This is a genomic window from Bacteroides sp. MSB163 (assembly GCF_036416795.1).
GTDB classification, from domain to species: Bacteria; Bacteroidota; Bacteroidia; order Bacteroidales; family Bacteroidaceae; genus Bacteroides; species Bacteroides maternus.
Window position 1 is genome coordinate 1,592,672 of record NZ_CP143867.1, and the last position, 24,041, is coordinate 1,616,712.

At 41.1% G+C, this 24,041-nt stretch carries 17 protein-coding genes and 1 pseudogene; 15 read left to right on the forward strand and 3 right to left on the reverse strand.

What is annotated here, in order from left to right; translation table 11 throughout:
* Nucleotides 1-20 precede the first annotated feature (20 nt).
* From VYM24_RS05460 to VYM24_RS05470, 3 genes are all read left to right on the forward strand, one after another.
* Nucleotides 21-3,638: a family 43 glycosylhydrolase gene (locus VYM24_RS05460; RefSeq protein ID WP_330941691.1), complete on the forward strand. Its 3,618-nt coding sequence runs from the start codon at nucleotides 21-23 to the stop codon at nucleotides 3,636-3,638.
* Nucleotides 3,639-3,971: 333 nt separating this feature from the next.
* Complete coding sequence (locus VYM24_RS05465; protein ID WP_330941692.1) at nucleotides 3,972-6,434, forward strand: TlpA family protein disulfide reductase; 2,463 nt, start codon at nucleotides 3,972-3,974, stop codon at nucleotides 6,432-6,434.
* A gap of 213 nt (nucleotides 6,435-6,647) precedes the next feature.
* A complete protein-coding gene (locus VYM24_RS05470; RefSeq protein WP_330941693.1) occupies nucleotides 6,648-7,913 on the forward strand; it encodes an acetylxylan esterase in 1,266 nt (421 codons plus the stop codon).
* 24 nt (nucleotides 7,914-7,937) lie between these two features.
* Here VYM24_RS05470 and VYM24_RS05475 read toward each other — a convergent pair.
* The 3 genes and pseudogenes from VYM24_RS05475 to VYM24_RS05485 all read right to left on the reverse strand — a co-directional run bounded on the left by VYM24_RS05475 (nucleotide 7,938) and on the right by VYM24_RS05485 (nucleotide 9,939).
* A pseudogene (locus tag VYM24_RS05475) lies at nucleotides 7,938-9,040 on the reverse strand (IS4 family transposase).
* Between the two features lie 194 nt (nucleotides 9,041-9,234).
* Nucleotides 9,235-9,615, reverse strand: a complete 381-nt coding sequence (locus tag VYM24_RS05480; protein WP_330941694.1) for an MmcQ/YjbR family DNA-binding protein — start codon at nucleotides 9,613-9,615, stop codon at nucleotides 9,235-9,237.
* A gap of 198 nt (nucleotides 9,616-9,813) precedes the next feature.
* Complete coding sequence (locus VYM24_RS05485; RefSeq protein WP_330941695.1) at nucleotides 9,814-9,939, reverse strand: hypothetical protein; 126 nt, start codon at nucleotides 9,937-9,939, stop codon at nucleotides 9,814-9,816.
* A 157-nt stretch (nucleotides 9,940-10,096) separates the two neighbouring features.
* Here VYM24_RS05485 and VYM24_RS05490 point away from each other — a divergent pair, with 157 nt between their 5' ends.
* From VYM24_RS05490 to VYM24_RS05545, 12 genes are all read left to right on the forward strand, one after another.
* Entirely contained in the window at nucleotides 10,097-10,429 is a 333-nt protein-coding gene (locus VYM24_RS05490) for a helix-turn-helix transcriptional regulator (protein WP_330941696.1), read from the forward strand.
* A gap of 431 nt (nucleotides 10,430-10,860) precedes the next feature.
* A complete protein-coding gene (locus VYM24_RS05495; RefSeq protein WP_291549847.1) occupies nucleotides 10,861-11,079 on the forward strand; it encodes a hypothetical protein in 219 nt (72 codons plus the stop codon).
* Between the two features lie 2 nt (nucleotides 11,080-11,081).
* Nucleotides 11,082-11,384 (forward strand): hypothetical protein, encoded by a 303-nt coding sequence (locus tag VYM24_RS05500; protein WP_330941697.1) that lies wholly within the window; start codon nucleotides 11,082-11,084, stop codon nucleotides 11,382-11,384.
* A gap of 1 nt (nucleotide 11,385) precedes the next feature.
* Nucleotides 11,386-11,754, forward strand: a complete 369-nt coding sequence (locus VYM24_RS05505) for a hypothetical protein (RefSeq protein WP_330941698.1) — start codon at nucleotides 11,386-11,388, stop codon at nucleotides 11,752-11,754.
* Between the two features lie 32 nt (nucleotides 11,755-11,786).
* Nucleotides 11,787-12,830: a TlpA disulfide reductase family protein gene (locus VYM24_RS05510; protein ID WP_330941699.1), complete on the forward strand. Its 1,044-nt coding sequence runs from the start codon at nucleotides 11,787-11,789 to the stop codon at nucleotides 12,828-12,830.
* A gap of 413 nt (nucleotides 12,831-13,243) precedes the next feature.
* Complete coding sequence (locus VYM24_RS05515; RefSeq protein ID WP_330941700.1) at nucleotides 13,244-14,218, forward strand: DUF2059 domain-containing protein; 975 nt, start codon at nucleotides 13,244-13,246, stop codon at nucleotides 14,216-14,218.
* An 81-nt stretch (nucleotides 14,219-14,299) separates the two neighbouring features.
* Nucleotides 14,300-14,518, forward strand: coding sequence for a hypothetical protein (locus VYM24_RS05520; RefSeq protein WP_330941701.1), 219 nt, complete (start codon nucleotides 14,300-14,302; stop codon nucleotides 14,516-14,518).
* Between the two features lie 305 nt (nucleotides 14,519-14,823).
* Entirely contained in the window at nucleotides 14,824-17,175 is a 2,352-nt protein-coding gene (locus VYM24_RS05525) for an alpha-L-fucosidase (RefSeq protein WP_330941702.1), read from the forward strand.
* A gap of 45 nt (nucleotides 17,176-17,220) precedes the next feature.
* Nucleotides 17,221-20,328, forward strand: a complete 3,108-nt coding sequence (gene lacZ, locus VYM24_RS05530; RefSeq protein ID WP_330941703.1) for a beta-galactosidase, LacZ type — start codon at nucleotides 17,221-17,223, stop codon at nucleotides 20,326-20,328.
* A 17-nt stretch (nucleotides 20,329-20,345) separates the two neighbouring features.
* Nucleotides 20,346-22,253, forward strand: coding sequence for a glycoside hydrolase family 97 protein (locus VYM24_RS05535; protein WP_330941704.1), 1,908 nt, complete (start codon nucleotides 20,346-20,348; stop codon nucleotides 22,251-22,253).
* A 246-nt stretch (nucleotides 22,254-22,499) separates the two neighbouring features.
* Nucleotides 22,500-23,792 (forward strand): Gfo/Idh/MocA family protein, encoded by a 1,293-nt coding sequence (locus VYM24_RS05540; RefSeq protein WP_330941705.1) that lies wholly within the window; start codon nucleotides 22,500-22,502, stop codon nucleotides 23,790-23,792.
* Entirely contained in the window at nucleotides 23,789-24,037 is a 249-nt protein-coding gene (locus tag VYM24_RS05545) for a hypothetical protein (RefSeq protein WP_291549647.1), read from the forward strand. Before VYM24_RS05540 ends, VYM24_RS05545 begins: the two co-directional genes overlap by 4 nt.
* The last annotated feature ends 4 nt before the right edge of the window (nucleotides 24,038-24,041 follow it).

The window sequence follows — 24,041 nt, forward strand, 5'->3', positions numbered from 1 at the left end:
ATAATTTAAAAATATTGCTTATGAAAAACATTACAAACGTATTTTACGAATTTCTTATAGCTTTATGCTGTTTGATGTCTTCCTCCACGCTTTGGGCATGGGAAGATATGCCAATGCCCAGATTGCATGTCGAAGGCCGTTATTTGGTAGACCCGCATGGGAATAAGGTTAATTTACATGGATTTGCACAAACCTATAGTCCGTGGTTCAATGAGATGGGACAGAAGTGGGACAATTATGACGTGGCAAAATGCTTGAAATACAATCAAGGACTGATTGACGACATTATGGATGCCGGTTGGAAAATGAATTTTCTTCGATTACACATGGACCCGTATTGGTCAAATTCTCTGGGAATTCATGTAGAAGGAGAGAATGATATTTCAGCATTCGATTTCAACCGGTTTAAAACTTATCTTGATAGAGTCTTTATTCCGATGGCGGAATATGCCGTCTCAAAAGGGCTTTATGTAGTGATGCGTCCTCCCGGAGTCTGTCCGGAAAAGATAGCCGTAGGAGATGAGTATAATCAGTATCTTATTAAAGTATGGACACATGTAGCCCAGCATCCGAAATTAAAGAATCATCCCAATATTATGTTTGAACTGGCCAACGAGCCGATTAATATACTTGGGCCTGATGGTACTTATGGAGCCGGTTCGCAGGGACACTTCGATAAACTGAAAGAGTATTTCCAGTCGGTGGTAGATGCGATGCGTGCACAGGGCTGTGATAATATTCTCTGGATACCCGGTTTGGGTTATCAGGGATTGTATAAAGGATTTGCTGTGAATCCGATTGAGGGAGAAAATATTGGCTATGCTGTTCACCTTTACCCGGGCTGGATGGGAAGTGACGGGGAAAATGGAGACGGTGGTTCCAGTACAGGAGGATATGAACCTTTCCAGCAGGGATGGGATGATTCTGTAGCTCCGGTAGCGGCATTCGCACCTATCATGATAACAGAAATGGATTGGGCGCCGTCAAAATATAATGCTTCATGGGGGAAAGCCCATACCGGTACATTTGGCGGTCCGGGTTTTGGAGCGAATATGAAACATATTGTAGATAATTCGGGCAATGTGAGCTGGCTTATTTTTACGGGTGCCGATTTGCTGGCGAAGTTTAAAGATACTCCACCTGCCGAAGGAGAGGCATACACCTTCCTGACTGATCCGGAAGCTTGTCCGTGGTCTACCTATCACTGGTATCAGGAATATGCAAAGGAGAATTATCCGCGTCCCGATTTCACCTATCAGTCTCATAGTGATAATGGGGATGGAACATATACCAATCCCGTTATCTTCGGTGATTTCCCTGATCCTGATGTAATCCGTGTAGGTGATGTGTACTACATGGTATCCACTACTATGTTCATTTTTCCTGGAGCTACCATTCTGAAATCTTATGATTTGGTGAACTGGGAGTATTGCTGCAATCCGTTGGAGCGGATAGAGGCATCTGATGGTTATAATCTTGAAAATGGTCAGAATCGTTACAGTCGCGGACAGTGGGCAACAGCGCTTCAATATCATGACGGCAAGTTCTATCTTCTGTTTACTACACTGGATGAAGGTGGATACCTATTGACCACTACTGATATTGAAGGTGGATGGGAAAAGAAGAAGTTGAATGACGGTTTTTATGATTGCGGATTGCTTTTTGATAATGATAAAATATACGTAGTTTACGGTATCAATCAGCTTCGCATAGCCGAATTGGATGCAGATTTCAATAAAATTCCCGGCAGAGATAAGGATGTGGTTAAATGGTCTTTCCGCGAAGGACTCGAAGGGAGCCGTTTGTATAAGATAGGTGAATATTATTATATCTACTCTACGTATGGAGGGTGGCCTGCTTTCCAGACTGTTTTCCGTTCCAAAGACATCTACGGACCTTATGAGGAGAAGAAGCTGATAGACGATGACAACATTCATCAGGGAGCTTTGATAGAAACGCAGACTGGAGAGTGGTGGACTATGCTTTTCTACGATAAAGGCGCTTATGGACGGTTCCCTAACCTGCAACCCGTAAAATGGGTGGATGGTTGGCCTGAAATCGGTGAGAACGGAAAAGGAGTCACTACCTATCGTAAGCCCGATGTTGGTAAGGAATACCCTATAAAGTCATTGCCTACAAATGATAATTTCAGACATTATAAATTAGGACTGCAATGGGGATGGAATCATAATGCAGACAGATCAAAATGGTCGTTGACTGAACATGCCGGCTATTTGCGATTGTATACGGCAAATGTTACTGACAGCCTGCATAAAGCCAAGAACACATTGACCCAAAGAATTCTGGGATATCCACAGGATTTGGAGCATTCTTATGGTACGGTCAGAATGGAGATAGGAAAAATGCAAGAAGGCGATGTGGCAGGATTGGCAGTATTTCAGGACCCTTATGCTTTTATTGGTATTAAAGTCATAGACGGACAGAAGCGGTTGGTTTATACCACTGCCCCTGTAGTTTCGTCGGCTGCAAAGTCGGAGCAGATAGGAGAGGTAGTCACTGAATCGGTAATCTATCTGCGAGCTATTGCCAATTACAGCACGAGTAAGGCAGGTTTCTACTACAGCCTGGACAACAAGAACTATACAAAATTTGGAGATGACCTGAACATGAAGTATGATCTGACGGTATTCACAGGTAATAAGTTCGCTATCTTTAATTATGCAACTGTCCAGACAGGTGGCTATGTAGATATAGACTGGTTCTCTACCGAACCGGCGTTTGATGAAGAGTTCTATTTTGACGATTCTTTTGAGGGTTATAGTGAGGAATCACTAACCTTAACCGAATTGGCCATCAATGGAGATGAAGAGCTAACTTTGCTTACCGGGAGTTCTTCTACAATTACAGTGAAAGGAATATATGCCGATGGCCATACGGAAGATATCACTATGGCGGCCGATTATGAAAATCAAAATCCGGATGTCGTGCGTGTAACTAATGGGCGTATAATGGCTTTGCAGGATGGAGAAAGTGATGTAGTTATCAGCTACAAAGGTCCATTGGGCGACCGTCAGTCTTTGACGATTCATGTCACTTCCTCCACTTTTCCATTAACTGCAGAATTGTTTAATCCCAATATTTATGCGACCGGCTCTTTTGATGAGAATACGCATACATTAATGACCGGACAGTATGGTTTCGGCGGCTGGTGGTACGACAACGGTATTGATTTATCGGAATATAAATACGTTGTGGCAAAAATGGGCAATGATAACTCGGACAACGGTGCTTCATTCCGTTTGTTTGATGAGAATAACTATTGGTCGGGAGCTGCCGAATATGAAATCAAGAGCAGCAAGCAAGTGGTTGTCGATTTGAATAATATGTATAAGGGTAATCCCAAAGTGAAACTTGATCCGAGCCATATTTATATTGTAGGCTTTTGGTCGTTAGGAGGAAAGCCCATTGTCATAGAGAAAGTCTATCTGACTAATTCCGATGATTACGAAGATCCTACTGGTATCGAGGATGTAACCGTAGAGAAAAATCCTCTGGTAGATGTCTATACCATTACGGGAATCAAGCTCCGCACTCAGGTGCGCAGAAGTGAGGTGATCCGGGATTTGTCTGCAGGAATTTATATTGTGGGAAGAGAGAAGATTGCCATACTGAAGTAATCCGATGATGGAATCTGATTAGTTTACATAAGTGGGCAATCTATTTCTTTGAAAACGTATTTATAAGGATACTGTAATCCGGCTTACAGGTACTTGTATCCATGCTTTGGAAGAGCTACACCCTTTTGCCCGGATGGCTACACCCTTTTAGTCTCATGGCTACACCTTTTCATATAAAGGGTGTAGCCTTTCCGAAAGGATGCTTTACTCTTAGAATATCAGTTTTTGAAAAATATTTATTCAAAATAAAAGTTCTTCTTTTTTTATTGCTTATATTTGTCAGAGTGATCAATCTTTGAACCTTAGTAGAAATTAATTATATACAACTATACCATGAGAAAACTTATTTTCCTTCTCCTGCTTTGCATTACTGGTATGCTTCAGGCACAAAATGTAATCGACAATCCTAAGTTTAAATTCCGTTCGGGCAGTATCTATAATATTCCTCGCATTGAACGTACTCCGGATGCAACAAGGTTGCATATCCATGTTATTTTCCGTCCGCATTGGTGGGTGATGCTGGGTAAGAACACTTATCTGGAAGATGCGGATACCGGTGAGAAATATTATCTTACGGGGAGCGAAGGTTTTGAACTGGATAAAGAAGTATATACTCCGGACTCGGGAACTTTAGATTTTGTACTTCTTTTTCCACCGCTTCCTGAAACAACAAAAAAGATTCATTTCCTCGATGATGATGAAGGCGATGAGTCGCATACATTCTATATATCTTTGGAAAAGAAAGATGCCAAAGCCTCACTTTTCGATAAAGTTTCCGGTAACTGGATGGGAATGGATGACTATTATGAATGGGCTTTCGGCATATACGATTCTCTTGCTGTCATGGACAACCGTTTCTATCAGTACGAAGCAATCCGTCAGAAAGGCAAAAGCATGCTGTTGACTTTGAAAGATGACCGGGGCGATAAAGTGGAACTGGAACTTACCCCGCAAAAGAATGGTCTGTGCCGGATAAAGAAAGATAAAGAACCCGCCCGGTTTTATTCACGGGATGCGGGAAGCATGAAGGCGATGCAGGTTGAAGAGGATGAGAGGCCGGTATTCCGTCGTGATAGTGTTTGCCTGCAAGGATATATTGCCGGCTATGATCAGAAATTAGGTTTTACCAATGGTCTGATTTATGTTTCCAATGACCTGACGAGGGAAGACTATCCGATGGTAGTGACTCTGCAACCCAATGGAAGGTTTGAGTGTAAGTTTGAGGTCAACTACCCTATGGTAAGTTCGGTAGTGTTTAATAATAACTGGTTACCCTTTTATATAGAGCCGGGGCAAACTGTAACCATGTATGTAGATTGGGAAGCTGTAATGGCACGTAGTCGTGCCCGTGATTATTATTATCCTCTTCATAATGTCCATTACATGGGAACTACTGCATATATAGGAAGGGCATTGAAATATGTGGATGATTTATTCGTATTCCGTTATGAGGATTTCTCGAAGATGCAGAAAGAGCTGACCCCTGCACAATTTGCAGAGCGTTGCGAACCCATGTTTCGTCGTTGGTCAGAGCAGGCTGACTCGCTTGTAGCTGTCAACGGATATGTGGGAAAGGCGGCACGCTTGGTGAGAAATACGGCAAGGATTTCCCAAGGTTATCAGATGCTGGACTTTGTAATGGACAGAGCTTATCTGGCGCGAGAGAATAAAGATAACGAGGTTCTGAAGGTTAAGGAAGATTCAACTTATTACCACTTCTTACGACAGATGCCGCTTAACGATAGTCTTATCGTAGCGGACAGGCATTTCAGTACATTTATCAACCGCCTTGAGTATATGGATTTTGCAAGGGCTATGGGTGATACGACGACTGTTGAAATGGGAAAGATTACCTATAAATATCCTGAAAAATCTGTTCTTACTTATTTGAAGAAGAATGGTGTAATATTGACTCCCGAGCAAGAAAAAATGCGAAAAGATAGCGAAGAAAGAGCGGGTAAGACTGTGACAAGAGAGATAAGCGAACTCATTGCGGAGACAAAGATATGGGAAGAACTTAGAGAAAAATATAAGGATTTATTCGAAGCTTATCGAAAGGAAAACGAGGTAATGGATGGTGTTTCTGTATCAATTGATGAAAATCAAAAGGCAGAAGATGAAAAAAAAATGAAAATAAATGCTTTCTTTAGATATCAAAGAGAAAAATCTGGACGATTGGATACCATAGTCGGATATATTCCGTTGGTTTCGCAGATCATTACTTTGCGTAGTCTTCCTTTTGATTTAAAACAATTGGATAGGGAAGGTGCCCGTAGCCTGTTGGAGAAAGAAAAACAGTTAATCAGCCATCCGTTCATGTTTGCTGAGGCGGAACGTTTGTATGCCAAAGCGTTTCCGCAACAAAATGATAGCACGTATGCTTTACCTGAAGGGCCCGCTACGGACATCTTCCGTAATATTATTAAAGCCCATGCGGGTAAAGCTCTATTTGTAGATTTTTGGGCAACGTTCTGTGGTCCCTGTCGTGGAGGTATTGAACATACTGCCGGTTTGCGCCAACAGTATAAAGATCATCCGGAATTCCAGTTCATATACATCACCAGTGATCGTGAAAGTCCCGAAAAGACTTATAATGAGTATGTGGAAAAGAATTTGAAAGGTGAGGCTTGTTATCGTATCCCCCAGGCAGATTACAACTATCTCCGCCAATTATTCCACTTTAATGGTATCCCTCATTATGAGTGGATAGAAAAAGATGGTACTGTATTGCGAAATTCTCCGGGAACTTATAATCTGGAGAAATATCTGAAGCAACGTTTTGGAAGTAAAAAATGACTCATATTATGAAGCAAATAAATAGCTGTCTGTTGTTTATGCTGTTTTCATTTTTCAGGGACTCCTGTAAATATGATCACTTAAAATTTAAAATGTTTGACAGCATAATTTTAATTTTTGTCATGTACTAAATTACTAATTATACTAACATTATCGCAAATTATGAAACGGGATTTCATTTTATTACTCATTTTGATGGTCCTGGTTATGGGTATGTCACAAAAGCTTGATGCCCAATTCCGACCACAGCAACATCCTTATTTGGAGTATTTGGTTAAGCTTGACCGCACTGACCGCACTTATAAAATCGGCGATAGTCCTGTCGTCAGGATTGAGGCATATAGGGGTGGCATTCCATTGGACGGTGTTGTCGTTAAGTACTGCATCGGCAGTGAGATGCTTCTGCCTGCAATGACCGATTCTACCACATTTGTCAATGGAGTTGCCACTATCGATATGGGAACATCCAAGACCCCTGGTTTCCGAGAGTGTAATTTCTCTTTTTCCATATTCGGACAGAAGATTGACGATGCGGTTAAAGTGGCTTTTGCCCCGGACAAAATCAAATCGTTCACAAAGATGCCCAAGGACTTCAAGGAGTTTTGGGATAAACAGATTGCTGCGGTACGCAAGTTGGACCTTGAGCCGCGTCTTACTTACATCAAACGTCACTCGTCTGAGGATGTTAGTGTGTATTTGATTCGCCTTACGGTGGGAGAGAACGGGCGCTATTTCTATGGCTACTTATCGATGCCAAATGATGGTAAAAAGCATCCGGCTATGTTCTGTCCTCCCGGAGCCGGACCATATAAGCGACAGCCGCAGACCGATTTCGCAAGAAAAGGTTTCATTGTGCTGAATGTTGATATTCACGGACTGAGTCCAGAGTCTTCACAGGACCTTATTGAATCTGCGTCACCACAGATATGGGGTTATTGGAATCGTGGATTAACTTCGCGAGACTCATGCTATTTTCGTCAGGTATATGCAGGATGTGTGCGTTGTGTGGATTATCTTGCTACACTGACTGAATGGGACGGAAATACCATTGTGACTATGGACGGCAGCCAGGGTGGGGCACTTTCCATAATAACCGCTGCGCTCAATGATAAGGTGAAATATGTAAGTGCCGACTATCCGGCGCTTTGCGACCTTTCGGGATTTGCACAAGGACGAGCCGGAGGATGGCCTAAATATTTTATGGATAATAAGTTCTCCGATGAAGATACCCCTTTGGTGCTTGCTACTCTACCATATTATGATGTTGTGAATTTTGCTCGTATTCTAAAAGTTCCTCTCTATTGTGACTATGGTTATAATGACGATACCTGTTCGCCTACATCAATCAACAGCATGCTCAACGAGGTGAAATCGCCTAAGACAGTATCGGTTACATATACCAATGCACATTTTAATTTCCCCGAAAATAACTACAATGCCGCCCAATGGGTGATGGAGCAGGTTTTCGGCGACAAGTGATTTTGTGTAACATATGTTTTTATATTAATTACATGACAAAAAATTGAAAATATCGAAATCGGGTTGTTGCCAAGGTCTGTTCAAAACATCTGCAATCTCCTCAAGTCCGTACTTGACAATGGATTTGCTTCGATGACCATGCTTGAGAACCCTGATTTTCTTAATATGCATATCTTCATGCTCACCGACGAGATAGGCCCATACCAACGCCATACATACCATTGCAACAAGACGCTTTATGCGTTCTATATCTCGCAAATGGGTGTCCTCGATATTGAAACCGGAGGATTGCATGGCCCGGAACAAAGTCTCGATCTGCCATCTTTCCCTATATGCCCCGATAGCCTGATGGGGGTGGTTGTAGCAGATGAGAATCTGAAGTTCCGGGACGCCCTTGCTGTTTTTGAGCCGTGCGCCGGTGAGATATACATACTCTCCGTTCATGAGATATGGCTTGTGGTAGAAAAGCTCCTCACCAAGTCTGACACGGTTGAACAGATTCCATGCCCTCGTTTTTTCGGCAGACCTCGGATTCTGTACCCAGAAGTTCTGACGGATACGTATGTAGTAACGTATTCTCATGGAGTTGAGCCACCCGGTCCAGTCCTTGCCCACGAACTCCCTGTCGGCTACAAGGCAGTCGATGCAGCCATATCCGAAGAGCTTCCCGAATCGTTTGACAAGTTCTTTGCACTCAGTCCATCTGGAATTGCCACGCTTTGGCATCAGTTTGAATATCAAGGGAAACGCCACGCTTTTGTAGGTCACCCCGAGCATGAGGATGTTTATGTTGAACCCGCCAAACTTCCAGTTGGTACGGTTCATGCTCAGCACAAGCCCACGCCTATTCGGAAGCAGCGAGAATATCATCCTTGCAATCAAATCCAGGTCAAGGGAATACTTTGCAAGAAATCTCTGAATCCTTCGCATATTGAAATTTCTCTTGGCATCCGCAGGCATAGCTGCCGCAAGCTTATGGAGACTGACCTTCTGCACCACACAGAGCGCATGGATGAGCAACGCCATCAACTTTATACGGGCCATATTCATCGATTTTCCAAAATGCTCTTGCATAATTGGAGGATTTGGTTAACTTTGACCAAGTCCTTGGAATTAGTAGTTTTCATGGAGAAAAGTCGGCAAACCTTTCCTTTAAATTACTAATTTTCAGGGGCTCTTGCAAATATAATCACTTGAAATTTAAATGCTTGACAGCATATTTTCAATTTTTGTCATGTACTAAAGATGAAGAGTTAAATAAAAGGATATGGAAAATGCTTGGCAAATAGTCAGCTTACGTATCATATTAATGTCGGGAATGCTATTTATCACTCGATAGTAGCATTTCCCGTTCTTTCTTTGTCAGGCTTTTGAAAACAATGTCATAAGACTTCCTTACGAGTTCTTTAATTTTCTCGTCAGACACATCCTGATTGAAGTAAATACTGATCCAGTATTTTTTATTCATGTGCCATCCGGGCTTTATTCCTATATATGTGGTTTGTAATTCTCCCGATTCTTCCGGCTCGCATTTGATGCAGCAAAAGTCAAAGACTTCGATATTGACAAAACAGAACCATTTATCCGCTACATAAAAACATAGAACATCCCGACTGTATTTATCAGGAATATTCAAGAACGGCATTTTCTCATGAACTCCTTTTAATGACAGACAGTATTCTCTAAATTCTTCAATGTTCATTTCTGATAGATTTTTAAACAGTATACGAAGGCAAATATAACAATTTTGGAGGTAATTTCTGATTAAATACCTAATATCTAAAATCAAATATCTGTAATCTAAATAAGGATACTTTATTAGTAGCTTAACTTTGTGCCCATATAAAAAGTTAATCTAATATGTATGAATGCTATGTATAATCGGCAAACTATATGGGTATTAGTCATGATAATTGTTGTGGTAGCTGGATGCCGGATACCCGATGCGAAGAATCCTGTATTCCGCACTATAAGCAATCCCCTTAATTTGAATTACCGTTTCTGTCTCGATGATGTTTCCCATCATTCTTATGACACGGATGCCATTTATAAAACTGATAACCTGAGGTATGGAGTCTGGAAAACGATAGCTTGCAGTTTTCCTCTAGAAATGTTGGAACCAATGTTTTTTTCTGATGAAGGAAGATTATACTTGTATGCAGGGGTGGGTAATTCTGTTTCATATGGAAATAGATAAGATTACTTTAGTAAGAGAACTCTTGGATAAATTGTTATCCTTGAATTATTTGGATGAATCAGATTGGGAAGAACTGGAAATTTTGGTAAATCTATTGCAAAATGACTTTACATGTAAAGTTCGTCAAAATTTTCCGATGCTTTCGAGGGATGACATGCATATTATACTTTTGATGCACATTGGCATGAAGAATGTTGAGATTGCACGATTATTACATATTTTGCCAAGGTCTTTCCGTATGAGACGGTGTCGTTTAAAAAGGAAGATGGGGGTAGATTGTGATTCATTACCAGAGTTTATCAAAAAGCTGTTTAGATAAGGAAGATAGCTTAAAGCGTATATAAATTTTGCATTAGCGGATTTGTATACGCTTTGAGTTTGGTTTAGTTATATGAAATGGCTATCTATGCTATTAATTTTAAATCAATCATAAATTTAGTCGTTATGAAGTACTTATTTGCTTTGAGATGCATTATAGGAAGTGCGCTCGCTATTTTTGTATTGAGATATTTCTTCAATGTAAAAGATATAACATTTTGGGAGGGCGTATGTATTACGATAGTTGTTATGGGTGGTTTTACTGTGTTAGTTCATGTTTTTTTCTTTATTATCAAAGAAAAATAGGTAACAAACATTAGCTGTGAGTTTCCATTTCATAGAAGGAAATATATAGCACTTTGAACAGATAGAATTAAAAAAAGGAGCGAAAGGTTTGAAGTTTTAAATGTGACTGTAATATGTAATAAATCAATGATAAAAGAAATTATTAAATATGCGTTAGGGCTTTTAATGGCACTAATATCGGGGTATATAATACGGATATACATGTCTCAATGGTTTGGGATTGCAGAACTTACAATTATTCATTCACTTTTTACCGGTGCATTGGGATTTTGTGTGGGTATATGGGTGGTTATGATTAAAAATTATCAAATTAAAAAAAGTGATAGAATTTTGTATAATAAGTGATTATGATAGGCTTTGAAATAAGTATAAATGGTCGAGAGCCTATAGTTGCCGCTTCAGATTATTTTGTATTTGCGGATTTGGCATTCGGATGTTCTTCCGGCAGAATCCAAATAAAAGGAAGTGATGTTCTGCATTATCTCACTTGGCTTACAGAGAAGTTGGAAGAAGGTGACAGAGTCTTGATAAAAATGGTCGATACGGATAAGGTATCGCCTGTCTTGACAATTGAAGATTGTAATCGCAATGAGATGAAAAGGAGATACGAACAATTAAAAATGGAATTACAAGGAAAGGGACTTATATAGCATGAAAGGGATTATTGTGAAATGGAGGGATACTGTTTGGAAAGCGGGTATTCCAAATGGTGGAGTCAGTCTTATGATAATGCAACATGGATATGATGGAGGCTATTGGAATATCGGAGGTTTGAAAATGCCCGAAGAAATACATGTTACATGGAATGGAGGAGAGTTTAAAATAGGGGATGAAATAGAAGTGGAATTTGCGGAATTGGATGAAGTTGCCTCTCCTGTTGCAGAAGAAAGTCATGAAAGTCTCCTGAAGAAAGCATGTTTATTGAGTGATGATAACGACGACGTTTGGAATCGTAAACTTGATACTTATTATCGGTTGAAGAAGAAATTGGAGGAAGAAGGGATTATTGAAAGAGAGTAGTTTTTTACTGAACCGTTGATAATAATATTAAAATGGATAAGAAAATAGTACTATTAATAATCTTGCTTCTCGTAGGAGGAAGAACCTTCTCTCAAGTACATTACAGTATTGAAGGAAGTACAGATCACGAATATGAAGGACGAAAAGTTTTCCTGATTATGGTGGAAGAGGATAATCGGCAGGCTGATAGTACGAATGTCGTGAATGGAAAGTTCATTTTTGAAGGAGAGTTGCTACAGCCTTGTTGGGCGGCTGTATGCATTGATGGTATGGATGGGATTTTCACCGTACTTGAGAATGGGAGTATTCGTATTTGTACAGATGGTAAGGAGGGGTGGTGCGAAGGCACTCCGGTTAATGATGTATTTCAAAAGAGTTGGAGAGAGTATCAAGTGCTGAATCAAGCTGGTATAGATGCTTTTAAGAAATTGGACAGTCTGAATGTTGAAACTGAAAGAAAAAAGGAATTATATGCAATTACCCGTGAAAAGGTGATAAAACAAACAAAGGAATTTATAAAAAGAACTGTTTATGAGAATCTTGATAATATAATTCCTGCATTCTGGATTCGTATTTTTCAGGAACAGATTACCGTTGACGAATTAAACGCTATGCTTGCCGGTGCCTCTCCCGTGTTGAAAAACAATCGGTTTATAACAAAGATGATTAGTGTGCAAGAAGGTAGCAATTTTGTTGATTCTAAAGTGGAATTACCGGACAGTACAAAAGTATATTTGTCGGATTATATAGGGAAGGGGCATTATGTGTTAGTGAATATCTGGGCTTCGTGGTGTGGGGCTTGCATTGCAGAGTTACCGGAAATCAGAAATGCGGGCGAAAAATATGCTTCCAAAAATCTGAAGTTATTATCTATCTCAATAGATCGTGATAGGAAAAACTGGGAAAAAGCACTTAAGCGGTTAGGGCTTCCTTGGACACAAGTACTGGCGGATTATTCGTTTGTGAATTCGTATGGAATAAATAAAATACCGGTATTGATGCTGATATCACCCGACGGAATAATTCTTAAAAGAAATTTCAGTATAGAGGATTTGAATCGTCTTTTCCAAAATTGAAAGGCGTAGGGTAGGTATGCATTCTATAAATGAAATAACTATAACGGAGATTACTTGTTCGCTAATGGGCATATAATGTAAATATAGATAATATGAGACATTTGATTATTGTATTCAGTGAAATCTTATTAGTATCTTTAAACTTTTATATTATTCTAATGAACCCTTTAGAAAAAGAGTATAAGACGCCTGTAACATTACTTATTTGGGTGTTTGTTATGATAACAGTGGACTGTTTTTTGAAGAAGAAAAAATATTATAAAGAAATGCGATACATTATAAATCAATTGTTATATATGATAATTTATTCGATACAACCATAATCAGATGATGAAGTTGCAAGTGATTGTGTTAAAACTTACTTTATGAACTATCTATGCAATAAATATCACGGATTATTTAAAAACTATATTATGAGAAACAAAATTATTTTTCAAGTCGCAATGTGTGTAGTTGCATTATTTACCTTCATCTTACCGGTTTCCGCACAGCAATCAGATGAAACGAGTGAATACGAAGTTGCTTTGAAGAAGCTAATGGAAGTTACCGGTGCTTTGAATTCTATTGATGAGATTCTGCCACATACTTTGGCCGTGGCAAGGATGAATGAACCGGAAAAAGATGCTGACTATTGGAATACATTTGCCAAGTCGTGGAGAGAGAAGATGGAACGGATGGTCATGGAGATATACCTGCCTGTCTACAAGAAACATTTAGCTTTGGAGGATCTGCAAGAAACCATTGCGTTTTATGAATCTCCTTTGGGAAAGCGATATAGAGAGTCGGCAATAAGTATTATGCGTGAAGCTATGCCGTTATTGGTCAGCCGGCTACAAGTGGAAACGAGGAAAGAGCTGCATCCGGAATCTGACAGGAGTATGGATGCAATGGAGCAAACGAGAAATCGGGACCAGGAATTATATGATGCAGCTTATGCGCTTCCCAAAGATAGTATTGAAGTGGTTAAGAGACCCTATAACAGAGCAGAGGTAACAAAACCTTCATTATACTCCATTGAGAGAAGAGCCAAAGATACGAAAGTAACTTTCCTGCAACCTATTTATTTTAATTGGCAATGGCTGTACTATAGTCCGGGGTTTGTGATAATTGACAAGAAAACGGGTGATGAATACCATGTGAGAGGATATGACAGAGGAGCTCCCCAAGACAGATTATTGACTGTAGAGGGGTTCAACTCCAAGTATATCTATGTCAGTCTCCTTTTCCCTAAACTGAAAAAAAGTGTAGAAGTGATTGATATTCTTGAGTTACCTCATGAAAAAGACAGGCTACCTTCCAATGATGATGGGGTTTTCAAGACATATTGTGATGTGAAAGTAAAGGATTACTTACGGTCTTCTAAGAAAAAAGCCAAGGAAATATATTAGATATATATTCTTTACTTTATTAATTAAAGAAAATATGATGGTATTTTGCATGATACTTTTTTAATTGGAACAGCAGTTCCCATGAAGAGAAACGACAGTTGTACTCGGAAACTTGTGTTTCCCATCAAGGCATTGGAATTTCCGCAGATGCTACTGAGAGAAATCATAGCCCAATCAAGACTGAGACTATACAATATCAACCAGAACGGACTTACTGATAAAAAAGAACCATTTGAGTGTAAATTCGAGAAAACCGTACATAATAGGGCTAAGCGTTATAAATCAGAAAGTTATATTTAAAAACAGGTGAAAACAGAGTGAAAAACAGTGCTGACAAAACGTTTTTCAGCACTTACAAACACATTGTCAGCACTGCCGTCAAACTACGGCTGACAAGGGGTTTGAACGTTATCAGTGCTGGAGTGCTGATAACTTATCGAAAAACTTTATTGAAGCAAGTTTGTTTGGAATAAGACTTTTGAGATTGGGTAGTTTTTTTCGCATAAAAGGCTGGATTTATCTATTTTCAATAATAAAATGTCTGAAATTAAAAGTCATGGAAGGTAGAGCGCTCTTATATTTGTAAGCAATATAAGTGTGGAACTATGAATGGTAATTTAGGAATTATACGGTTAGGCATTGCATTTCTCAATATATTGATGTTAACGATGTGCAATACGAGTGACAATGTATATTCTTATGAAGCTGAAGAGGCTGATAAGGTAAGTTGCGTATCAGAGAATATAGATAAGCAAGCATCAGGTGGAGCAACTGTCGGGTTGATGGGCAGGGGGCAGTCTGTCTGTTTCAGAAATCTTCCGGCTTCTGAGAAAATAGCTATTCGTTATGCCACTGAAAATGTCGGCGTTTTCAGCTTGTCGGTCAATGGTCAGCCTGCATTAAAGGTGAATATTCACTCTTCGGGTAGTTTTATAGGCAGTTTTCTGTATGCGGTTGTTGACGTTATTATTCCTGGAAATGGTTTTGTTACTTTGAGTGTAGAGGAGGGAGATGTGGCTCTTTGCGTAGACAAGATACTTGTCGGTAAAGGTGACCTCGGATTACCACCTGATATTTGGAATCTGCCTGAACTTAAAGTAGCTGAAGGACCTTTTGCCGCGGACTGGGATAGCTTGAGTAATCACTATTCTGCTCCAGACTGGTGGCGTGAAGCAAAGTTTGGAGCATGGTCTCATTGGGATCCGCAGTCTATGCCCGAATATGGTGATTGGTATGCAAGGAATATGTATATTGAAGGGCATTGGCAATACAATTATCATGTGGAGCATTTTGGTCATCCTTCTGAATATGGTTATAAGGATATATGTAACGACTGGGTGATAGACAAGTGGAATCCGGAAGAATTGATGAAGCTATATATGGATATGGGTGCCCGTTACTTTATGGCAATGGGGGGGCATCATGATAATTTTGATTGCTATGACTCTAAATATCAGCCATGGAATTCTGTTCGTGTGGGTCCTAAGATGGATATTATAGGTATATGGGAAAAAGTGGCTCGTAACCATAAGATGCGTTTCGGTATTGGTTTCCATAGCTCGCCTCCACGTACGTGGGGACAATTTATGACGGTTCGTTATACGGCGGACCGTAATGGAGATAAGGCAGGCGTTCCTTATGATGCGATGCAAACTATTTTGGACGGTAAAGGCAAGTGGTGGGAAGGTATGGATCCTGCCGATCTCTACGGTCCTGAGCATGATGTCAAGACTCCTTTACTATCACCTTTTGCCAATCAATTTATGTGGCGTGTAGATGATGCCATTACAAAATACCATCCTGATATGATCTATTTTGACGAGTCGGCAGGAGATGCATACCTCGATCTCGGGGTGAATATGGGGTTGGGGTTTCTCGCTCCTCCTTTGATAGCCAATTACTATAATAAGTCGATGGCATGGAATAATGGAAAACTGGATGTAGTTTTCAATGCAAAAGGAGTGGGCGGACGTTACAATAGCTTTCCAAATAACCCTGAGCTGATACCGGTAGTGGAACGGGCTATGGTAAAAAGTACTGAGTTTTACATTGAATCGGAAATTATGGCTTATCCGTTTCAGACAGAGCGGAGCCTTTCCGATTGGCACTATAAAAAAGGGGCGCCCTATGCGCAAGCAGACGAGGTGATATGGGGATTGATGGAAAATGTCTCACGTAATGGGGCTTTACTGCTTAATATTCCGCAACATGGAAGAGGGGATGTGGATGAAGAGGCTGTCCGCATTTGTCATGATATAGGTGCTTGGCTCAAAATTAATGGTGAGGCCGTCTACGGTTCCCGTCCTTTTGAAGTGTGGGGAGATCATCAGGTTCTTTTTACGCGTAATGAAGGATACGTATATGCCACTCTGTTGAATTGGAGTGATAGTACGCTTACTTTAAAGGCTTTACGTTCCGGAGGCACGACTATAGGTGATGTGACAGAGGTGGTGATGCTTGGGTCCGACGTACCGTTTACATTTACTCAAAATGCTGATGGATTGATGCTTAAACCTTCCGGGAGGGTACTGCCATTGGCAGATATAGAGAATGTGTCTCTTGCCTCTAAATATCGTGTTTTGCGTATATCACATACTAAAGGGTGGATGAATGATGATGATCCGGGTGTTGCGGCTACAGGCTGGAAACGTTATTGCAATTTGAATTCCGGTGATTACAATAATGACTTGACTGTCAGCGAACGTGTCGGTGACGTTTGGGCATGTAGTTTTGAAGGAAGGAACATCGCTGTTATTGCTCCGAAAGAACCGGGTGCCGGTAGCATGGAAATATTTATTGATGGCAATAGCCAATCTATTGTTGATCTTTCTACAGTGGATGTATGTCTTCCTCAGCAAGTGGTTTTTCAAATGGAAAATCTAGTACCGGGTAAACATACTCTTTCTATTGTCAACAGGAAAGGGAAAGTTTCTGTAGATGCATGTAAGATTTATTAAATATGACAGGACTAACTGATTAAAAATATTTTAAATAATAATGATATGAAGAAAAAGCTATTCAGTTTATTTGCTTTGGCTATTGGATTTCAGACAATTGCCTTATCCCAAAAGAATGAGTGGAGAGATCCGGAGGTAAATGCTGTAAATCGTACTCCGATGCATACCAACTATTTTGCTTATGAATCGCCCGATGCTGCCCGTGCAGGTGTGAAGGAAGAATCTGATAATTTTCTGTCACTGAATGGGATGTGGAAATTTAATTGGGTAAGGAATGCCGACCAGCGCCCGGACGACTTTTATCGGTTGGGTTATAACGATAGTGCGTGGGATGAGCTGAAAGTACCTGCTGTATGGGAGTTAAATGGCTATGGAGATCCTATTTATGTCAATGTTGGGTATCCGTGGAAGAACCAGTTCAGAACAGATCCTCCGAAAATACCTGTAAAGAACAATCATGTGGGATCCTATCGTAAGGAGATTGTTATACCGGCGGAGTGGAAGGATAAGCAAATCTTTGCGCATTTTGGTTCAGTCACTTCTAATATCTATTTGTGGGTGAATGGTAAATACGTTGGGTATAGTGAAGACAGTAAACTGGAAGCGGAGTTTGATTTGTCGGGTTATCTCAAACCGGGTAAAAATCTGATTGTATTTCAGGTGTTCCGTTGGTGCGACGGGTCATATCTTGAAGACCAAGATTTCTTCCGTTTTTCGGGTGTAGGGCGTGATTGCTACTTGTATACCCGCAACAAGAACTATATTCAGGACATCAGAGTTACTCCCGACTTGGACCAACAGTATACAAACGGATCGTTGAATATTGCCCTTCAAATGAAAGGGCGAGGTACTGTGGAATTGGAACTGTCGGATTCGAAAGGCAATATCGTTGCAAACACCCGGGTGAACGGTTCGGGCAATCTTTCGGCTACCATGGAGGTTAAGAATCCCCTTAAATGGAGTGCGGAAATGCCCAATCTTTATTGTCTGACGGCTACTTTGAAGAATGGCAATGATATTTTAGAAGTTATTCCAGTAAAAGTAGGTTTCCGTAAAGTGGAGATTAAGGATGCCCAGTTGCTTGTGAACGGACAGCCTGTACTGATTAAAGGTGCCAACCGCCATGAAATGGATCCCGATTATGGATATGTTGTTTCGCGGGAACGTATGTTGCAGGATATCCGGATCATGAAGCAATTCAATATCAATGCCGTGCGTACATGCCATTATCCTGATGACAATCTTTGGTATGAATTGTGCGATGAGTATGGTTTGTATGTCGTAGCTGAGGCTAATGTAGAGGCGCACGGAATGTTATATACTAATAATCAGCTTTCTAAACATGCTTCCTTTGCCAAAGCACATCTGGAACGTAACCAGCGTAATGTGCAGCGCAGTTACAATCATCCTTCGGTTATTATTTGGTCATTGGGCAACGAAACCGGTCCCGGCCCTAATTTTGAAGCTTGCTACCGTTGGATAAAAGCGGAAGATGCGACACGCCCCGTGCAGTATGAACAGGCCGGTCATGATTATTATACCGATATTTTCTGTCCGATGTATTTGTGGTACAGTGCGTGTGAGGATTATGCCAAGAGTAATGCCACTAAACCGCTTATACAGTGTGAATATGCGCATGCCATGGGTAATTCTATGGGTGGATTCAAAGAATATTGGGACCTGATACGCAAATATCCGAAATTTCAGGGTGGGTTCATCTGGGACTTTGTTGACCAGTCTGTGCGTTGGAAAAATAAAGACGGTATTGAAATATATGCGTACGGCGGAGATTTTAATAAGTACGATGGTTCTGACAATAATTTCTGTGATAACGGTCTGATAAGCCCTGACAGGGTACCGAATCCGCACATGTACGAAGTGGGTTACTTTTATCAGTCCATTTGGACACATCCCGTCAACCTGCAAAATGGAGAAATAGAAATCTTCAATGAGAATTTCTTCCGTGATCTTTCCGCCTATTATCTGGATTGGCAGTTATTGGCAGATGGTGAATTGGTAGAAGCCGGCACTGTTGGCAATCTTGATGTTGCTCCTCAACAAACGGCAAGATTAAAACTGGATATCTCCGGTATAAATTCGTATAAAGACAAAGAACTATTACTGAATGTGTCTTATAAACTTAAAAAGGCTGAAACCTTATTATCTCCCGGATTTACTGTTGCAAAAGCCCAGATGTCCGTCACTCCCTATAAGGCACCCGATATGGCGTTGGTGAATGTGAAAAAAGCGAATATAGAATCCGTTGCTCCCTTCGTGAATAATAATGATGGCAATTATCTGATCATTGAAGGTGAGGATTTCATTATCGAGTTTGCGAAGAACAATGGTTTTCTGAGCAGATATAAGGTTGCAGGCAAAGAATTGATGAATGATGGCGGACAACTCGTGCCTAATTTCTGGCGTGCGCCTACTGACAACGATTATGGTGCCAGATTGCAGCACAAATACAGGGTATGGCTGAATCCGAAACTTAAAAGGACTTCATTTACCAATAAGCAGGAAAATGGAACGATTGTAGTTGAGGCCGGATATGAAATGCCTGATGTATCTGCTAAATTATATCTGACTTATGTGATAAATAATACAGGTGAGATAAAAGTTACCCAGAAAATGCTTGCTGGTGAAGCAGAGAAAGTGCCCGATATGTTCCGCTTCGGCATGCAGATGCAGATGCCTGACGAGTTCTATAAAATCAATTATTATGGCAGAGGTCCTGTGGAAAACTATTCGGACCGCAATCATGCAACAGATTTAGGAATTTACCGTCAGACGGTGGGGGAACAATTCTATCCATATATTCGTCCACAGGAAACGGGTACTAAGACTGATATACGTTGGTGGAGACAACTGAACGAAGCGGGTTCCGGGTTGCAATTTGTTGCGGAAGCCCCGTTCTCGGCATCGGCTTTGAATTATACAATTGAGTCTTTGGACGACGGGTTGAATAAAGATCAGCGTCATTCGCCGGAAGTAATCCCGGTGGATTATACGAATATCTGTATAGATAAGGCTCAATTGGGTCTGGCTTGTGAAAACAGCTGGGGAGCTATCGCTTATCCGCAATACCGCTTGCCGTATGGTAATTATGAATTCAGTTTTATAATGAAGCCGGTATTTAATAAAGTTTATTGATGTGATAAAATCGGATTATGAGAAAATTGTGTTTGTTGTTCTTATTGATAGGAACATATTGTTATGCCGGTGAAAAAAAATATACGGTTGATTCGCCTGACGGAAAGATACAGTTAGCGATTATTCAGACGGATGCCGGTGAGTTGACTTATCAATTATCCGTGAAGCGTAAACAAGTGATTGATGCTTCTGCATTAGGGTTTAAAACGGAAGATGGGCTGACTTTTCCTTTTCGGGGATGGAAAATGGGAAAGGTTACTCGTAACAAAGTGAATTCTGTTTGGAAACCTTTGTGGGGAAAGCGTGCCGTGGTGCCTGATAAATACAATGAGATGAAGCTGTCTTTTGTGAATGAAGCGAAATCATCGGATGCTTTGGAAGTAGTGGCACGGGCTTATAATGAAGGTGTGGCTTTTCGCTATGTGTTGCCTCAAGGTGCAGGTTCTGCGTTGGAACTTACCACTTTTAATTTTGCAGGTGACTATACTGCATGGTATTATAATGGAGAAAGGCATAATATCGGTCCGGAACGATTGACCGAAACAGATGGCGAGCGCTTACCCGTGATGACGGTGAAAGCTGCGGATGATTTATACCTGGCTGTGCATGAGGCTTGTCTGGATGAGGGTGAACCCTTGAAACTGAAATCGGAAAAGGGGCGATGCTTGTTTTCCGTTTCTGCGAAACCGCATTTGTTTCGTGCAGGGTATCAATCGGCATGGCGTGTGGTTCTTTGCGGCAATCGTCCGGGTGATCTGGTGGATTCTCATCTCGTGGAATTGCTGAATCCGGAACCTTCCGGAGAATATGATTTCTCATGGGTAAAGCCGGGAGTTGCATTGTGGGACTGGCGTATGAATGGTGCTCAGTGGGAAGGGTTTAATTATACGATGTCCTATCCTTCTTGGGAAAGAGCGGTTGATTTTGCCGCAGAGCAGGGTTTTGTCTATCTGGTTCTTGATGCCAATTGGTATGGACCTGAGTTTGAGCAGGGTTCGGACCCCGTTAAGGGAGATAAGGCCGGGGATGTGCGAAAATTGATTCAATATGGAAAGCAGAAAGGAGTGGGTATCTGGCTGTATCTGAATGATGTGGGAGGACGTAATTATCCGTTGGAAGAAACTTTGAAACAATATGGGGAGTGGGGAGCTGCCGGAGTGAAGTATGGTTTTATGGCCGGAAACCCTGAAGAGAAGAATACCAGAACAAAGAATATAACGGAAATGTGTGCACGGTATAAGCTATTGGTGGATTTTCATGACTATCCGGTGCATCCCTATGGGCAGATGCGGACATGGCCCAATGCTGTGACACGTGAATACTGCAAAGCTCAATTGGACGGACACGAGATTTTCTATCCTAAAACCTTTGTTACTTCGGTGTTTGTAAATATGGTAGCCGGTCCGATTGATATGAATAATGGTATGTTTGACCTTCGGCAAGGGAAAACGACACGTTCGGATAATAACCAGGAGGTACCTTCAACGGTGGTATCGGAAGCTGCACGAACATTGATCACTTTCTCCGGTGCAACGATTATTCCGGATATTCCCGAATATTATCGTAAATATCCTGCTTTACTCCGCTTTTTGTCTGCACAGAAAATGCCTTGGCTGGAAAGTAAGACTTTAGATGGCGAAATAGGGGAATATATCGTAATGATGCGTCAAGCGGAAGATGGAGTATTCTTGGTAGGGGCTGCAACTAACGAAGAAAGTAGAACTTTACGTGTGCCGCTGTCTTTCTTAGGTAAAGGAGACTATGAAGCGGAAATTGTGGAAGATGGAGAGAATGCCCATTATTTAAGTAACAGAGAAACGATGAAGGTTTCGAAAAAGAGAGTAACCCGGAATGAAGTTTTGAATATAAAGTTAGCACCGGGTGGCGGGGCTTGTATCCGTATTGGAAAAGAAACAGGAAAGTGAGGACTGCACTGTGTGTACCTAAAGCGGATTATAATCAATAGCAAAAATGAAGAAGTGTGATAGAATGGTGTAACATCAGTTAATAAAAATGATACGGCAGAAATATATCCGCATTATTTTTTAAACGATATGTAACAGAATTATATAGTATCTTTATTTAATCGGTGTATCTTTGCAAATATTGTATTTGATACATTGATTTGCTTTTTGTCAATTTTGTTGTTTAACCCTATACATCATTATTATATGAAAGATACATTTATCAGCAGGAGAGAATTTCTGAAAGATATAGGGATGATTGGAGCCGGAGTGCTGCTATCAGCGAGCCCTTGGCTTTCTGCCTTTTCGGAAGTTGTAGAGACATCCGGTGAAAAATGCCGTCTGGCTATCATCGGTCCGGGTTCAAGAGGGCGTTTTTTGATGAGCTTCCTGGTACGGAATCCTAAAGTAGAAATTGTGGCATTGTGCGATATCTATCAGCCCTCTATTGAAAAAGCACTGGAACTGGCTCCGAAAGCTAAAGTTTATGACGATTACCGGAAAATACTGGAAGATAAAACCGTTGATGCCGTACTGGTAGCTACCCCTCTTAATTCCCATTGCCAGATTGTGCTGGATGCTTTTGATGCCGGCAAGCACGTGTTCTGTGAGAAATCCATAGGCTTTACGATGGAAGAATGTTTCCGCATTTACAGTAAGCATATCAGTACGGGCAAAATATTCTTTACCGGGCAGCAACGTCTTTTCGATCCGCGATACATCAAGGTCATGGAAATGGTTCATGCCGGCACTTTCGGTGAGATAAACGCCATCCGTACTTTCTGGAACCGGAATGGAGACTGGAGGCGTGAAGTGCCTTCACCTGACCTGGAACGTCTGATTAACTGGCGTCTGTACCGTGAATATTCCAAAGGACTGATGACCGAACTGGCTTGCCATCAGTTACAGATAGGGAGCTGGGCACTGCAGAAGCTTCCCGAGAAAGTGATGGGGCATGGGGCTATCACCTATTGGAAAGACGGTAGGGAAGTATATGATAATGTAAGTTGCATATATGTGTTCGATGACGGAGTGAAGATGACATTTGATTCTGTCATATCCAATAAATTCTATGGTTTGGAAGAACAGATCATGGGTAATCTGGGGACGGTGGAACCGGAGAAAGGCAAATACTTCTTTGAAAGTGTCCCTCCCGCACCCGGATTTTTGCAGATGATTAACGAATGGGAGAATAAAGTGTTTGATTCCTTACCTTTTGCCGGAACAAGCTGGGCACCGGAAACCGCCAATGAAAACAAAGGGGAATTCATTCTGGGAGAACGGCCTAAATCGGATGGCACTTCTTTGTTATTAGAAGCTTTTGTTGAGGCTGTCATTACCCGTAGGCAGCCTGAACGCATAGCCGAAGAGGGCTATTATGCAAGTATGCTTTGCCTGTTGGGCGATCAGGCTTTACAGGAAGAACGGGTACTATACTTCCCCGATGAATATAAAATCAATTACCTGAATCATCAAGCTAAAACACCTCAAGCCGTATGAAAAACACAGTCATTACCGCCCGCCGGAAAAAGATGGAACTGCTGACTTTGCTGGCGTGCTTCATTATCGGCAATCTGGCAAATCTGTATGCCATAATTTCTTATGAGACACCTTTCTCGGAGATGCTGACATCCTTTTTCTATGTCCTCGCGTTTTCGGGCGTGCTTTATGTCTTTTGGACAATCCTGCGTATTCTGTTCTATGGGATAAGAAGTCTGTTTTTGAAGAAAAGAGATGCGGCCTGAAGAT

Bases quoted from the DNA above. Each gene is read 5' to 3' on its own strand.
- VYM24_RS05490 (WP_330941696.1), top strand. From the start codon at position 10,097: ATGGAAATAGATAAGATTACTTTAGTAAGAGAACTCTTGGATAAATTG.
- VYM24_RS05525 (WP_330941702.1), top strand. From the start codon at position 14,824: ATGAATGGTAATTTAGGAATTATACGGTTAGGCATTGCATTTCTCAAT.
- VYM24_RS05495 (WP_291549847.1), top strand. From the start codon at position 10,861: ATGATAAAAGAAATTATTAAATATGCGTTAGGGCTTTTAATGGCACTA.
- VYM24_RS05480 (WP_330941694.1), bottom strand. From the start codon at position 9,615: ATGAACATTGAAGAATTTAGAGAATACTGTCTGTCATTAAAAGGAGTT.
- VYM24_RS05520 (WP_330941701.1), top strand. From the start codon at position 14,300: ATGAAGAGAAACGACAGTTGTACTCGGAAACTTGTGTTTCCCATCAAG.
- VYM24_RS05465 (WP_330941692.1), top strand. From the start codon at position 3,972: ATGAGAAAACTTATTTTCCTTCTCCTGCTTTGCATTACTGGTATGCTT.
- VYM24_RS05515 (WP_330941700.1), top strand. From the start codon at position 13,244: ATGAGAAACAAAATTATTTTTCAAGTCGCAATGTGTGTAGTTGCATTA.
- VYM24_RS05545 (WP_291549647.1), top strand. From the start codon at position 23,789: ATGAAAAACACAGTCATTACCGCCCGCCGGAAAAAGATGGAACTGCTG.
- VYM24_RS05500 (WP_330941697.1), top strand. From the start codon at position 11,082: ATGATAGGCTTTGAAATAAGTATAAATGGTCGAGAGCCTATAGTTGCC.
- VYM24_RS05505 (WP_330941698.1), top strand. From the start codon at position 11,386: ATGAAAGGGATTATTGTGAAATGGAGGGATACTGTTTGGAAAGCGGGT.
- lacZ (WP_330941703.1), top strand. From the start codon at position 17,221: ATGAAGAAAAAGCTATTCAGTTTATTTGCTTTGGCTATTGGATTTCAG.
- VYM24_RS05485 (WP_330941695.1), bottom strand. From the start codon at position 9,939: ATGATGGGAAACATCATCGAGACAGAAACGGTAATTCAAATTAAGGGG.
- VYM24_RS05470 (WP_330941693.1), top strand. From the start codon at position 6,648: ATGTCACAAAAGCTTGATGCCCAATTCCGACCACAGCAACATCCTTAT.
- VYM24_RS05510 (WP_330941699.1), top strand. From the start codon at position 11,787: ATGGATAAGAAAATAGTACTATTAATAATCTTGCTTCTCGTAGGAGGA.
- VYM24_RS05535 (WP_330941704.1), top strand. From the start codon at position 20,346: ATGAGAAAATTGTGTTTGTTGTTCTTATTGATAGGAACATATTGTTAT.
- VYM24_RS05540 (WP_330941705.1), top strand. From the start codon at position 22,500: ATGAAAGATACATTTATCAGCAGGAGAGAATTTCTGAAAGATATAGGG.
- VYM24_RS05460 (WP_330941691.1), top strand. From the start codon at position 21: ATGAAAAACATTACAAACGTATTTTACGAATTTCTTATAGCTTTATGC.